At 70.2% G+C, this 13,487-nt stretch carries 11 protein-coding genes and 1 other RNA gene; 11 read left to right on the forward strand and 1 reads right to left on the reverse strand.

Going from position 1 to position 13,487, the window contains the following annotated elements; all coding sequences use genetic code 11:
• Positions 1–43 precede the first annotated feature (43 nt).
• From ftsE to ssrA, 5 genes are all read left to right on the forward strand, one after another.
• The gene (gene ftsE, locus ACIRJR_RS29055) at positions 44–733 is read left to right on the forward strand and encodes a cell division ATP-binding protein FtsE (protein ID WP_014046319.1); all 690 of its coding nucleotides are present in this window, start codon (positions 44–46) and stop codon (positions 731–733) included.
• Between the two features lie 70 nt (positions 734–803).
• On the forward strand, positions 804–1,724 hold the full coding sequence (gene ftsX, locus ACIRJR_RS29060; RefSeq protein WP_403786035.1) for a permease-like cell division protein FtsX: 921 nt from the start codon (positions 804–806) through the stop codon (positions 1,722–1,724).
• A gap of 68 nt (positions 1,725–1,792) precedes the next feature.
• On the forward strand, positions 1,793–2,980 hold the full coding sequence (locus ACIRJR_RS29065; RefSeq protein ID WP_403786037.1) for a S41 family peptidase: 1,188 nt from the start codon (positions 1,793–1,795) through the stop codon (positions 2,978–2,980).
• An 18-nt stretch (positions 2,981–2,998) separates the two neighbouring features.
• Positions 2,999–3,487, forward strand: a complete 489-nt coding sequence (gene smpB / locus ACIRJR_RS29070; RefSeq protein ID WP_103760447.1) for an SsrA-binding protein SmpB — start codon at positions 2,999–3,001, stop codon at positions 3,485–3,487.
• Positions 3,488–3,595: 108 nt separating this feature from the next.
• Positions 3,596–3,983, forward strand: a transfer-messenger RNA (tmRNA) gene (gene ssrA / locus ACIRJR_RS29075).
• Between the two features lie 83 nt (positions 3,984–4,066).
• Here the strand turns inward: ssrA and ACIRJR_RS29080 are convergent.
• A complete protein-coding gene (locus ACIRJR_RS29080) occupies positions 4,067–5,263 on the reverse strand; it encodes an MFS transporter (RefSeq protein ID WP_403786039.1) in 1,197 nt (398 codons plus the stop codon).
• Between the two features lie 83 nt (positions 5,264–5,346).
• On the opposite strand from ACIRJR_RS29080, the gene ACIRJR_RS29085 reads away from it, so the two are divergent.
• From ACIRJR_RS29085 to ACIRJR_RS29110, 6 genes are all read left to right on the forward strand, one after another.
• A complete protein-coding gene (locus ACIRJR_RS29085; RefSeq protein ID WP_403786041.1) occupies positions 5,347–6,318 on the forward strand; it encodes a LysR family transcriptional regulator in 972 nt (323 codons plus the stop codon).
• Between the two features lie 306 nt (positions 6,319–6,624).
• Positions 6,625–7,137 carry a hypothetical protein gene (locus tag ACIRJR_RS29090; RefSeq protein ID WP_403786043.1) on the forward strand — a complete coding sequence of 171 codons (513 nt, stop codon included), beginning with the start codon at positions 6,625–6,627 and terminating at the stop codon, positions 7,135–7,137.
• The gene (locus tag ACIRJR_RS29095) at positions 7,138–9,330 is read left to right on the forward strand and encodes a glycosyltransferase (protein WP_403786045.1); all 2,193 of its coding nucleotides are present in this window, start codon (positions 7,138–7,140) and stop codon (positions 9,328–9,330) included.
• Positions 9,327–10,727, forward strand: coding sequence for an acyltransferase (locus ACIRJR_RS29100; RefSeq protein ID WP_403786047.1), 1,401 nt, complete (start codon positions 9,327–9,329; stop codon positions 10,725–10,727). Before ACIRJR_RS29095 ends, ACIRJR_RS29100 begins: the two co-directional genes overlap by 4 nt.
• A gap of 151 nt (positions 10,728–10,878) precedes the next feature.
• Positions 10,879–12,210 (forward strand): nitrate/nitrite transporter, encoded by a 1,332-nt coding sequence (locus ACIRJR_RS29105; RefSeq protein WP_403786049.1) that lies wholly within the window; start codon positions 10,879–10,881, stop codon positions 12,208–12,210.
• A gap of 130 nt (positions 12,211–12,340) precedes the next feature.
• Positions 12,341–13,486, forward strand: a complete 1,146-nt coding sequence (locus ACIRJR_RS29110; protein WP_403786051.1) for a uroporphyrinogen-III synthase — start codon at positions 12,341–12,343, stop codon at positions 13,484–13,486.
• Position 13,487 lies beyond the last annotated feature (1 nt).

The following is a 13,487-nucleotide window of genomic DNA, read 5'->3' on the forward strand; positions in this document are numbered from 1 at the left end:
GTATGGTCACGCTCACCTACCCCCGGCCGACCGTGGTGCATCCGTGATCCGATTCGACAACGTCTCCAAGACCTACCCGAAGCAGAGCCGTCCAGCTCTCCGGGACGTCTCACTCGACATCGAGAAGGGTGAGTTCGTCTTCCTGGTCGGGTCCTCCGGCTCCGGCAAGTCCACCTTCATGAGGCTCATCCTCCGGGAGGAGCGCGCCAGTCAGGGCATGGTCCACGTGCTCGGCAAGGACCTCGCGCGGCTGTCCAACTGGAAGGTGCCGCAGATGCGCCGCCAGCTGGGCACGGTGTTCCAGGACTTCCGTCTCCTCCCCAACAAGACCGTCGCCGAGAACGTGGCCTTCGCGCAGGAGGTCATCGGCAAGCCCCGCGGCGAGATCCGCAAGGCGGTGCCGCAGGTTCTCGACCTCGTGGGTCTCGGGGGCAAGGAGGACCGGATGCCCGGTGAGCTCTCCGGTGGTGAGCAGCAACGTGTCGCGATCGCGCGGGCGTTCGTCAACCGCCCCATGCTGCTGATCGCGGACGAGCCGACCGGCAACCTCGACCCGCAGACCTCCGTGGGCATCATGAAGCTGCTGGACCGGATCAACCGGACCGGCACCACCGTGATCATGGCGACCCACGACCAGAACATCGTCGACCAGATGCGCAAGCGCGTCATCGAGCTCGAGCAGGGACGTCTCGTGAGGGACCAGGCGCGCGGCGTCTACGGCTACCAGCACTGAGCAGGGCCGGTGGCCCGACGCGCCGGCCCCTCGCAGCCCCTGCATGAGCATCGAGTACTGAAAGGACGCCATGCGCGCCCAGTTCGTCCTGTCGGAGATCGGGGTCGGTCTTCGTCGTAATCTCACGATGACCTTCGCCGTCGTGGTCTCCGTCGCCCTCTCGCTCGCCCTTTTCGGCGGCGCGCTGTTGATGCGCGAGCAGGTCAGCTCGATGAAGACCTACTGGTACGACAAGGTCAACGTCTCGATCTTCCTCTGCAACAAGAACGACGCCAAGGACGTGCCCAAGTGCGCCAAGGGCGCCGTCACGGCGGATCAGAAGAAGGAGATCAAGGCCGACCTGGAGAAGATGGAGGCCGTCGAGAAGCCGGTCCTCTTCGAGACGGTCGACCAGGCGTACAAGCACTACCAGGAGCAGTTCGGCGACTCGCCGATGGCCGGCAACATCACGCCGGACCAGATGCAGGAGTCGTTCCGGGTCAAGCTGAAGGACCCGCAGAAGTACAAGGTGGTCGCGACGGCCTTCGCGGGCCGTGACGGGGTGCAGTCCGTCCAGGACCAGCGGGGCATCCTCGACAACCTCTTCGGGCTGATGAACGGCATGAACGTGGCCGCGATCTTCCTGATGGGGCTGATGCTGGTCATCGCGCTGATGCTCATCGTGAACACCGTCCGCGTCTCGGCGTTCAGCCGGAGACGGGAGACGGGCATCATGCGGCTGGTGGGAGCCTCGGGCTTCTACATCCAGATGCCGTTCATCATGGAGGCCGCCTTCGCCGGCCTGATCGGCGGACTGCTCGCCTGCGTCATCCTGATAGCGGCACGGTACTTCCTGATCGACGGCGGACTCGCGCTGCAGGAGAAGTTGAATCTGATCGACTTCATCGGCTGGGAGGCGGTGCTCACGAAGCTTCCGCTCGTCCTCGCGATCGGCTTGCTGATGCCCGCCGTTGCCGCCCTCTTCGCGTTGCGCAAGTACCTCAAGGTGTGACGAGCGCCCCGTCCCGCATGCGGCCAACGCGCCGTGTGCGGACGGGGCGTTGTCCTACACTCGGCCACATGCCGGGCCGTACGTACCACCTGAAACCCCGCGGTATCCATCGCGGGGCGGCCCTGACGTTGGTGTTCGCGAGTGTGCTTGCCACCGCCGCGGCCACCGGGTCCCTGCCCCGCGAGGGCGGCACGGGCACGGAGATAAAGGCCCGTGCGGTGTCGTCCACCGTCGGTTCCGTGGACCGCGAGGAGATCGCTGAGGCGGTCGCCGACGCCGAGGCCGACGGGAAGTCCGGCGCGGACGCCGCCGAAGAGGTCGTCAGCCGCAGCGGGGACCGCTGGGGCGCGGTCTACGACGAGCGGGAGTACGAGGAGCTCGAGCAGGCCCTCGACGGCACGTACACCGGCGTGGGGATCTCCGCCCGCCGCTCGGCCCGGGGCGAGGTCACGGTGACCGCGGTCAAGCCCGGTGGACCGGCGGACCGGGCGGGCGTGCGCGAGGGCGACCTGCTGCGCACCGTCGACGGCCGTCCGGTCGAGCGGCGCCCCGTCGCCGAAGTGGTCGCGCTGCTGCGCGGCGACCGCACCAAGGCGGCCGAGGGCTCCTCCGTGATCCTCGGACTGAGCCGTGGCGGGCACTCCTGGACCACGACCCTGCGCAGGGCCCGGCTCAGCACCGATCCGGTGAGCGTCCGGCGCCTCGGGCCGGCCCCGTCCTCCGCCGTGCTGATCAAGGTCGCCGCGTTCACCAAGGGGGCCGGCACCGCCGTCCGCGAGGCCGTGGACGAGGTGCCCGGTGAGGCGGGGATCCTCCTCGACCTGCGCGCCAACGCGGGCGGCCTGGTCACCGAGGCCGTCACCGCGTCCTCCGCATTCCTGGACGGCGGTCTCGTCGCCACCTACGACGTGCACGGTGAGCAGCGCGCCCTGTACGCCGAACCCGGCGGGGACACCGAGCGGCCCGTGGTGGTCCTGGTGGACGGCGGCACGATGAGCGCGGCCGAGCTGCTGACCGGTGCGCTGCAGGACCGGGGCAGGGCCGTGACCGTCGGATCCCGCACCTTCGGCAAGGGGTCCGTGCAGATGCCCAGCAAGCTCCCGGGCGGATCGGTGGCCGAGCTGACCGTCGGGCACTACCGCACTCCGGCGGGCCGCAGCGTCGAGGGAAGCGGCATCACACCGGACGTCGGAGCAGGTCCGGAGGCCCAGCAGCGGGGCGAGACGGTATTGAGTGGCATCGGGGGTGGGTCGTAGTGCGAAAATGACCGCACTATGGCCAAGGAAAAAGACACCGGGCGCAAGATGATCGCGCAGAACAAGAAGGCGCGGCACGACTACCACGTCCTCGACACCTACGAGTGCGGTCTCGTGCTCATGGGTACGGAGGTCAAGTCGCTGCGGATGGGCAGGGCGTCGCTGGTCGACGGCTTCGTCCAGATCGACAACGGGGAGGCGTGGCTGCACAACATCCACGTCCCCGAGTACGTGCAGGGCACCTGGACCAACCACTCGGCCAAGCGCAAGCGCAAGCTGCTCCTGCACCGGGCCGAGATCGACAAGCTGCAGTCCAAGTCGCAGGAGACGGGCCACACGATCGTGCCGCTCGCCCTGTACTTCAAGGACAGCCGCGTCAAGGTCGAGATCGCGCTCGCGAAGGGCAAGAAGGAGTACGACAAGCGCCAGACGCTGCGCGAGAAGCAGGACACGCGGGAGACGAACCGGGCGATCTCGGCGGCGCGCAGGCGCCAGCGGAGCGCCTAGCGGCTGCACCGCCCCGGAGCCGCCGGAATACAGTGGCATCCGTGCGCGTTGGTCACGTACGATGGGCCGTGCACCTCAGCGAAGGTGCGCGGATTGAAAAATCAACATGGGGATGATCGGTTTCGACAGCGGATGTCGAAGCAGGGGAAGCGAGTCGAGGAAGCGGCAATGATCTCGTAAACCATATGTCGCAAACAATAATCGCCACTTCCAAGCGCGATTCCTCCGCCTTCGCCCTCGCTGCCTAATTAGCAGCTAAGCGAAGACTCTGCGGAGTGTCAGCCCGGGATTGATCCCGACCCGGTTCCTGGCATCAACTAGGGATCTAAACTTCTAGGCCCGGTCACGGGGCCTGGGAGGAAATCAAACAGTGACTGGGCCTGTCGGAGGCTTGTTCGCGTGACCTCCGGGGCCGAGAAAAGCGTAGCGAACTGCACTCGGAGAAGCCCTGGTTCCGCACCGTTGGACGCGGGTTCGATTCCCGCCATCTCCACAATTCCCATGTGAACGAGGACCCCGTTGCCCCAGGCAGCGGGGTCCTCGTTTTTTGCGTGCGCGGAATCAGACGGTGCCCCGGAATCAGGCGCGGCGCGTGCCGATCGCCGATACGGCCAGGGCGAGAGCCGCGGCGCACATCGGCACCGCGTATCCGGTCACCGTCCCGGAGTGCTCCACCGCCCAGCCGCCCACCGCCGAACCCGCCGCTATGCCGCCCAGCAGTGCGGTGACGGCGAGGGTCATGCCCTCGTTGAGCTGCGCCCGAGGGGTGAGCCGCTGGATCAGGGTCATGCCGGTGACCATCGTGGGCGCGGTGGCCGCCCCGGCCAGCAGCAGGCAGGCCGCCAGGACGGGCAGGGAGCCGGTCGTGGCCGCGGCGAGCAGGGGGAGTGCCATCAGCGCGGTCATGCCCGTCAGACACAGGAGCAGCCGGCGGCCGATGCGTGGCGCGGGGCGCAGTGTGCCGTACAGCAGCCCGGCCACGCAGGAGCCGCCGGCCTGGAGCGCGAGGATCGCGCCTCCGGCGTGGGCGATGGAGACGACCTCCATGGCGCCGAAGACGGCACCGGTCGCGAGGAAGACGGCGAGCAGCGCGGGGATGCCCGGGGTGCGCAGGGGCGAGGCCGCCTGTGTGCGGGGCGACGCCGGGGGCTCCGTCGCGCGCTGCGCGGCGAAGATCAGTACTCCGGCCATGAGCAGGACCGCGCCGGTGAGCGTTCCGGCTTCGGGGAAGAGCGCGCCGCAGAGAGTGGCGGCGAGCACCGGCCCGAGCATGAAGCACAGTTCGTCGACGGCCTGTTCGAAGGAGTTCGCGGTGTGCAGGGCCGCCGCGTCGCCCTGGTGCAGATGGGACCAGCGGGCCCGCGACATGCCGCCTGTGTTCGGGGTGGTGGCCGTCGCGGCGTAGGCGGCGAACAGCGTCCAGACCGGTGCGTCGTAGTGGACGCACAGCACCAGGGCCAGTGACCCGAGCACCGCGACGGCGGTGGCGGGCACCGCGACCCTGGCCTGGCCGTACCGGTCGACGAGGCGTGCGGTCCAGGGGGCGACCACGGCGGTCGCGGCCAGCCCGGTCGCTGTGACCGCACCGGCCAGGGCGTACGAACCGTGCGCCCCGGCGATCATAATGACGGCGCTGACGCTGAACATCCCCATGGGTAGCCGGGCGAGCAGATTGCCCGCGGTGAACGCGCGTGCGCCGGGGGTGGCGAGCAGCCGGCGGTACGCATGGGGTGTGGCGGCCGAAGGGGGAGCCGGGGCCGCGGTTTCGTAGGACACGCGTTCACCCTCGGGCCGTGCGGGCCGCGGCGTCCAACACCTGATCGGAGCACATTCACGCACCTCCGTTGTAGGTTGGGCGCGTGGCCGTCCCCGACATCGACCCCCGGCTCCTCCGTGCGTTCGTCGCCGTGGCCGAGGAGCTGCACTTCACCCGCGCTGCCGCCCGGCTCTACGTCGCGCAGCAGGCCCTCAGCCGGGACGTCCGCCGGCTGGAGCGGGAGGTGGGCCGGGACCTCTTCGTCCGCACCACCCGGCAGGTGGCGCTGACCCCGGAGGGGGAGCGCCTCCTTCCGTACGCCCGGCGGGTGCTCGACGCGCACTCCGCGCTGTCGGCCGCCTTCGCCGACCCGGCTGACCGCCCGCTGCTCGTCGACCTGAACACCGACGGGATGACCGCGGCCCGGGTGCTGGCCCGCGCACGGGAGCTCGCGCCGGAGTGCGAGCTGATGGCGCGCTTCGAGAGCGGGCTGACCTGGGCGGCCGACGAGGTGCTCGCGGGGAGGCTCGACGTCTCCTTCGGGCGGGCCGCCGGCCTCGCTCCCGGAGTGCTCGCCCGGCTCTCCGTGCAGCCGGTGCGGTACGAGCCGATGGCCGTCCTCCTGCCGGACGGTCATCCTCTGGCCGCGCACGAGACCGTCGCCATGAGCGATCTGGCCGGAGAGACCGTCTACGCCGGTGCGGGCAATACGCGCACGTCCGAGTGGACGGATCTGGCCGCCGCCCTGTTCGCGGAGTGGGACGTCGTCCTGGCTCCGCCCGCCCCGCTCGCTGTCGGAGTGGCCGAATTCCAGCGGGTCATGGCGAAGACCGGGAACCCCGTACTGGCCGTTTCGGGCTTCCCGCCCCTGCCGGGGACGGTGTTGCGCCCGCTGGTCCGGCCGGTCCCCCTCTCCCCGTTGCTGATGGTGTGGGCCAAGGGCCTCCGGCACCCGGGACTGGACGCGTTGCGGGCTGCGGCGAGGGGCCTGGCCAGGGCGGAAGGGTGGATGGTGCGGCCACCGGCATCGTGGTTGCCTGAGACCGATTCGTCACTCATGGGTCACCATTCATGAACAACACGTGATTACGCCCCCTGGGCGTCGTCGGCGTGCGCTACATTCGGGGTTCTGGTGCACGGTGGCAGGTGACGCGCGGACGGGAGTGGGGGCTCCGATCCGACAGCAGGATTCCAGTCATTTCCCGCGCACCTGTTTCATTGAGTGGGGGAAGTGCGAACACCTGTGGAAAATTGGCGCGAAGGTACCCGAACCGGGCATACCCATGAGCCGAACGACGTCACCGTCCCGTTGGACGGGCTGGGCCGTCAGCTCTCCGAACTACCTGTTGAACCCAGCTCTCCGGAGCCTTCCGACGGTCCGGTGTTCGTCGACGAGAGCGGTCGCCGCAGCAAGACCTACCGGCGTGTGGGCTGGGTACTCGCCGCGATCTGCGCCGTGTACGCGGTGACGCTCGTGGTCGCCGTGCTCGGCGGGAACTCCGCCGCTCCCTGGCTGCCGCTCTCCGGTCCGGAGAAGAAGCACGCGGAAGAGGTCGAGGTGCGGCCCGCCCCGAGCAGCGACGCCGTGTCCGAGAGCCCCGGAGCGACGCCCAGCGCCTCGTCCTCGGTCTCCGGAGCCGCCTCGGCATCACCGTCCGACGGCGTGTCCGCGTCCGCCCCGGCGGCCCCCGGCGCGAGCGCCTCGGCCTCCGCCTCCGTCAAGCCTCCCCGGGGCGGCTCCTCGTCGGCGCCCGCCCCGCACACCTCGGCCTCCACGGCGCCCGCCGGTGAACCGACGGTGACCAACAGCCCCGAGCCGCCCGTCGAAGAGAGCCCGCCGGTATCGCCGGACCCCTCGGAATCTCCGGTGCAACCACAAGAAGGCACTCAGTAGATGACAACCCCCGTTTCGCGGGGCAGGCACAACCGGAAGAAGAAGCGGACCGTCCGGCGCAGGCTTCCCATGCGCTATCTGCTTCCGTCGCTCCTGCTTGTGGCCCTGCTCGCCATGCTCATGCTGCGCGGTTACGTGCACAGCGAGATCCTCGCCGACCACCGTATCCAGGCGCCGGCCCCCACCAGTCAGGTGCCGGACGACGTCCTCGAAGGCGGCCCGGTGATCGACGCCCGTACGCCGGGCAAGGGCGCGGAGACGCTCCGGATACCCGACCACAAGATCGTCCTGACCTTCGACGACGGCCCCGACCCGGTGTGGACGCCGAGGGTCCTGGACGAGCTCAGGAAGCACCACGCGCACGGAGTCTTCTTCGTCACCGGCACGATGGCCTCCCGCTACCCGGACCTCGTGAAGCGGATGGTCGACGAGGGCCACGAGGTCGGGCTGCACACCTTCAACCACCCCGACCTGTCCTTCCAGACCACCAGCCGCATCGACTGGGAACTCTCCCAGAACCAGCTGGTCCTGGCGGGTTCGGCAGGCATCCGTACGTCGCTCTTCCGGCCTCCGTACTCCTCGTTCTCCGACGCCATGGACAACAAGTCCTGGCCGGTCACGCAGTACATCGGCAGCCGCGGCTACCTCACCGTCGTGAACAACACCGACAGTGAGGACTGGAAGCGCCCCGGCGTGCCCGCGATCATCGAGCGCGCCACGCCCAAGCACGGCAAGGGCGCCGTCATCCTGATGCACGACTCCGGAGGCGACCGGTCCCAGACCGTGGCCGCGCTGGGGAAGTTCCTGCCGCAGATGCAGGCGCGGGGGTACGACTTCACCAACCTGACCTCGGCGCTCGGCGCCCCCAGCGCGCACACCCCGGTCACCGGGCTCGCGCTCTGGAAGGGCAAGGCGTTCATAGGGGCGGTGGAGATCTCCGAGCACGTCACCGGCGTCCTGGTGGTCGGTCTCGCGGCCATCGGCGTCCTGGTGATGGTCCGCTTCGGGCTGATGCTGCTGCTCTCCTTCCTGCACGCCCGGAAGGTCCGCCGGAGGGACTTCCGCTGGGGTGAGCCCTTCACCCGCCCGGTGTCGGTCCTCGTGCCCGCGTACAACGAGCGCGAGTGCATCGAGGCCACCGTGCGCTCGCTGGTGGCCAGTGACTACCCGATCGAGGTCATCGTCATCGACGACGGCTCGACGGACGGCACGGCCGACCTCGTCGAGGCGATGTGGATCCCGAACGTCCGGGTCGTGCGCCAGCGCAACGCGGGCAAGCCCGCGGCGCTCAACAACGGCATCGCGAACGCCCGTTACGACATCGTCGTGATGATGGACGGCGACACGGTCTTCGAACCGTCCACCGTGCGCGAACTCGTCCAGCCGTTCGCCGACCCCCGCGTCGGGGCGGTCGCGGGCAACGCCAAGGTCGGCAACCGCGACTCGCTGATCGGTGCCTGGCAGCACATCGAGTACGTGATGGGCTTCAACCTCGACCGCCGGATGTACGACCTCCTGGGCTGCATGCCCACCATCCCCGGTGCGGTCGGCGCCTTCCGCCGGGACGCGCTGGACCGGATCGGCGGCATGAGCGAGGACACCCTCGCCGAGGACACCGACGTCACCATGGCCCTGCACCGCGACGGCTGGCGCGTCGTCTACGCGGAGAACGCCAGGGCCTGGACGGAGGCTCCCGAGTCCGTGCAGCAGCTGTGGTCGCAGCGCTACCGGTGGTCGTACGGCACGATGCAGGCCATCTGGAAGCACCGCCGCGCGGTCATCGAGCGGGGGCCCTCGGGCCGCTTCGGGCGGGTGGGACTGCCGTTCGTCTCCCTGTTCATGGTCGTCGCGCCGCTGCTCGCACCCCTCATCGACGTCTTCCTGCTCTACGGGCTGGTCTTCGGTCCGACGGGCAAGACGGTCGCGGCCTGGTTCGGGGTGCTGCTGGTGCAGGCGGTCTGCGCCGCCTACGCCTTCCGGCTCGACCGGGAGCGCATGACCCATCTGATCTCCCTGCCGCTGCAGCAGATCCTCTACCGGCAGCTGATGTACGTCGTGCTGCTCCAGTCCTGGATCACCGCTCTCACCGGTGGCCGGCTGCGCTGGCAGAAGCTGCGGCGTACGGGTGTGGTGGAGGCGCCGGGCGGCACGCAGAACCGTCGCAAGGAATCGGACCGGAGGCCGGTGGCATGACCTGTCCAGACCGCCACGACGGCGCCGGATACGGCGACGGCGCCCGGCCGTCCTCCGACGCCGCCTGGGCGCCGCCGCACCAGCCGGACGGCGCCGCCCGCCCGGCGCACGCCGGCGCCGCGTACACCGCTCCCCGCACACCCGCCTCCGGGTACCCCGCCCCGGCGGGGTACCCGGAGCAGGCCCCCGTCGCCACCGTCCCCGCCCCGGCGGCCCACCCGGACCGGGCTGACACCGCTCCGGGCACCGCCGCCGAGGCCCCCGCGCCCCCGGCCAAGCCCGGCCGGGACCGCTACCTCGACCTGCTCAGGGCCGTGGCCCTGGTCCGTGTCGTCGTCTTCCACCTCTTCGGCTGGGCCTGGCTGACCATCCTGTTCCCCTCCATGGGCGTCATGTTCGCCCTGGCCGGGTCTCTGATGGCCCGCTCGCTGGCCCGGCCTGCGGGCAGCGTCATCCGCGGGCGGCTGCGCAGGCTGCTCCCGCCCATGTGGGCGTTCTCGCTCGTCGTCGTCCCGGTGATGTTCGCGCTGAGCTGGAAGCCCGTCCGGGAGGAGGGGATCTGGTGGTTCATCAAGATCGGCAGCTACCTCTTCCCGCTCGGCTCCCCTCCGTACCCCGAGGAGAGCGGCTCCGCCGGGGGCTGGCTGGAGCTGTCCTGGGCCGACCAGGCGGCGGGTCCGCTCTGGTACATCCGCGCCTACCTCTGGTTCGTGCTCGCCTCACCCCTGCTGCTCAAGGCCTTCCGCAGGCTGCCGTGGGTCACGCTGCTCGCCCCGGTCGCCCTCACCGCGGTGATCGGCACCGGCCTCGTGACCGTCCCCGGCACCTTCGGCGAGGGGCTCGTCGACTTCGCCGTGTTCGGTTCCTGCTGGATCCTGGGCTTCGCGCACAACGACGGCCTGCTCCAGCGGATCCCGCGCTATCTGGCGGTGTCGTCCGCGGCGATCGTCATGGGCTTCGGCCTGTGGTGGGCGTCCGGACACCTCACCGAGGAGGGCTGGAACCTCGACGAGATCCCGCTCGCCCAGTCCACCTGGTCCCTCGGCTTCTGCGCGATCCTGCTCGTGTACGCGCCGTCCTGGCAGAAGCTCCCCGGCCGGCTGGCCGGGTGGGACAGCCTGGTCACGCTGGCCAACAACAGGGCCGTGACGATCTATCTGTGGCACAACCTGCTGCTGATGGCCGCCGCGCACCTCGTGGACGAACTCTGGTCCGTCCCGTGGTTCGGTGACACGTTCGACACCTACATAGAACGCTCGTACGAAGTGCTGGTCCTGATCGCGATCTGGCCCCTGACAGGGCTCGCGATCCTGGCGTTCGGCTGGGTCGAGGACGTCGCCGCCAAGCGCCGGCCACGCCTGTGGCCGAACGGGGCGGCCCGCGGGCGCCGGGCCTGAGCTGGACGCGGGGGTGCGGCGGGCCGGCTCACCGCACCCCCGGCGGCCGAGTGAGAGCAAGGTTGCGCACCGGTCACCTCACGGCACCGCACCGAAACGCGGACTCCCTAGCGTCGGAGGAACAACACCCCGACCCCTGTGGAGGCGCGTGATGGCCGGTCGTTGGATCGAGCAGTGGGAGCCGGAGGACGAGACCTTCTGGCGGGAGACGGGCGAGAAGGTCGCCCGCAGGAACCTGTGGTTCTCCGTGCTCTCGGAGCACATCGGGTTCTCGATCTGGTCGCTGTGGTCGGTCATGGTCCTGTTCATGGGGCCGGAGTACGGGGTCGACCCGGCCGGGAAGTTCTTCCTGATCTCCACGGCCACCCTGGTCGGCGCCATCGTCCGGGTCCCGTACACCTTCGCCGTCGCGCTCTTCGGCGGACGCAACTGGACCATCTTCAGCGCGCTGTCGCTCCTGGTGCCCACCGCCGCAGCCTTCTGGGTGATGGAGCCCGGCACCTCGTACACCACCTTCATCGTCGTCGCCGCGCTCACCGGCATCGGAGGCGGCAACTTCGCCTCGTCGATGACGAACATCAACGCCTTCTTCCCGCTGCGCAAGAAGGGCTGGGCGCTCGGCCTCAACGCGGGCGGCGGCAACATCGGCGTCCCCGTCGTCCAGCTCATCGGCCTCCTGGTGATCGGCACGGCCGGAGCCGCGAACCCGCGGATCGTGCTCGGGGTGTACATCCCGCTGATCGTCGTGGCCGCACTCGGCGCCGCGCTCCGCATGGACAACCTCCGGCCCATCCAGAACGACACCGGTGCGGCGCTCCAGGCGGTGCGCGAGCCGCACACCTGGATCATGGCGGTGCTCTACATCGGCACCTTCGGCTCGTTCATCGGCTACAGCTTCGCCTTCGGTCTCGTCCTGCAGACGCAGTTCGGCCGGACCCCCCTGCAGGCCGCCTCGCTCACCTTCATCGGCCCCCTGCTCGGCTCCCTGATCCGGCCGGCGGGCGGCTGGCTGGCCGACCGGTACGGCGGCGCGCGGATCACCCTGTGGAACTTCGCGGGCATGGCCGCCGCGACCGGCGTCGTCGTCTACGCCTCCGGCATCGAGTCGCTGACGGTGTTCCTCGTCGGCTTCATCGCCCTGTTCGTGCTGACGGGACTGGGCAACGGGTCGACCTTCAAGATGATCCCGGGCATCTTCCACGCCCAGGGCATCGCCAAGGGACTGCGCGGCGAGGAGGCCGCGGCCTACGGGCGACGGATCTCCGGCGCGTCCATGGGCCTCATCGGGGCGGTCGGGGCGCTGGGCGGCCTCGCGATCAACCTCGCCTTCCGCCAGTCCTTCGCCACCTCGGGCGCCGGGACGGCCGCCTTCTGGTGCTTCCTCGGCTTCTACGCCGTCTGTTTCTCACTCACCTGGGCGGTATACCTTCGCCGCACCGAAGCGGTGGCCGCGAAGCCCCAGCTCAGCTACGCGGAGGTGTGAGGATGACCACAGCGCGTCGCGGGACGTAACGGGCGGGAAATACAGGAGGACTGAAACTGTCACGCGGGATTGACAGTCTCGGTCCTCCTCATCATCGAGCAACAGCGGGACGAGAGCCGGGTATCACGCCATGCACGACGACGACACACAGCACGGGCCCCTGGCGGGCTTCACGGTCGGGGTGACCGCAGCCCGTCGCGCGGAGGAGCTCGGGACGCTCCTGACGCGCAGGGGTGCCGTGGTCCTGCACGCGCCCGCCCTGCGGATCGTGCCGCTCGCGGACGACAGCGAACTCCTGGCCGCGACCAAGGAACTGATCGACAACGCCCCCGACGTCGTCATCGCGACGACCGCCATCGGCTTCAGGGGCTGGGTGGAGGCCGCCGACGGCTGGGGCATCGGGGACGACCTCCTCGACCTGCTGCGCGGCATAGAGCTGCTCGCCCGCGGCCCCAAGGTGAAGGGCGCCATCCGCGCGGCCGGGCTCACCGAGGAGTGGTCGCCGCAGTCCGAGTCGATGGCCGAGGTCCTGGACCGGCTGCTGGAGGAGGGCGTCTCGGGCCGCCGGATCGCCCTCCAGCTGCACGGCGAACCGCTGCCCGGCTTCGTCGAGTCGCTCCGGGCGGCCGGTGCCGAAGTGGTCGGCGTACCCGTCTACCGGTGGATGCCCCCGGAGGACATCGCCCCGCTCGACCGCCTGCTCGACGTCACGGTCGCCGGCGGTCTGGACGCCGTCACCTTCACCAGCGCCCCCGCCGCCGCCTCCTACCTCAACCGGGCGGAGGCCCGGGGCATGCTCCAGGAAGTCCTGTCGGCCCTCGGCCACGACGTCGTCACCGCCTGCGTCGGACCGGTCACAGCCCTGCCCCTGCAGGCCAAGGGCATCGACACCGTCCAGCCGGAACGCTTCCGGCTGGGCCCGCTCGTCCAGGTGCTCTGCGCCCAACTGCCCGCCCGCGCCCGCACGCTGCCCGTCGCCGGTCACACGGTCGAGATCCGCGGCCACGCCGTGCTGGTCGACGGCGCCCTGCGCCCGGTGCCCCCGGCCGGCATGGCCCTGCTGCACACCCTGGCCCGCAGGCCGGGCTGGGTGGTCTCCCGCGCCGACCTGCTGCGGGCCCTGCCCGGCAGCGGCACCGACGAGCACGCCGTGGAGACGGCGATGGCCCGGCTGCGCACGGCCCTCGGAGTGGCCCGGCTGATCCAGACGGTCGTCAAGCGGGGTTACCGCCTGGCCCTGGACCCCTCGGCGGACACCAAGTACGACGGTTCCTGAG

The organism is Streptomyces sp. NPDC102402 (assembly GCF_044765765.1).
GTDB lineage: Bacteria > Actinomycetota > Actinomycetes > Streptomycetales > Streptomycetaceae > Streptomyces.

Excerpts from the sequence above, each read along its gene's own strand:
- ACIRJR_RS29065 (WP_403786037.1), top strand. The coding sequence starts at position 1,793 with ATGCCGGGCCGTACGTACCACCTGAAACCCCGCGGTATCCATCGCGGG.
- ACIRJR_RS29105 (WP_403786049.1), top strand. The coding sequence starts at position 10,879 with ATGGCCGGTCGTTGGATCGAGCAGTGGGAGCCGGAGGACGAGACCTTC.
- ftsX (WP_403786035.1), top strand. The coding sequence starts at position 804 with ATGCGCGCCCAGTTCGTCCTGTCGGAGATCGGGGTCGGTCTTCGTCGT.
- ACIRJR_RS29100 (WP_403786047.1), top strand. The coding sequence starts at position 9,327 with ATGACCTGTCCAGACCGCCACGACGGCGCCGGATACGGCGACGGCGCC.
- ACIRJR_RS29095 (WP_403786045.1), top strand. The coding sequence starts at position 7,138 with ATGACAACCCCCGTTTCGCGGGGCAGGCACAACCGGAAGAAGAAGCGG.
- ACIRJR_RS29110 (WP_403786051.1), top strand. The coding sequence starts at position 12,341 with ATGCACGACGACGACACACAGCACGGGCCCCTGGCGGGCTTCACGGTC.
- smpB (WP_103760447.1), top strand. The coding sequence starts at position 2,999 with ATGGCCAAGGAAAAAGACACCGGGCGCAAGATGATCGCGCAGAACAAG.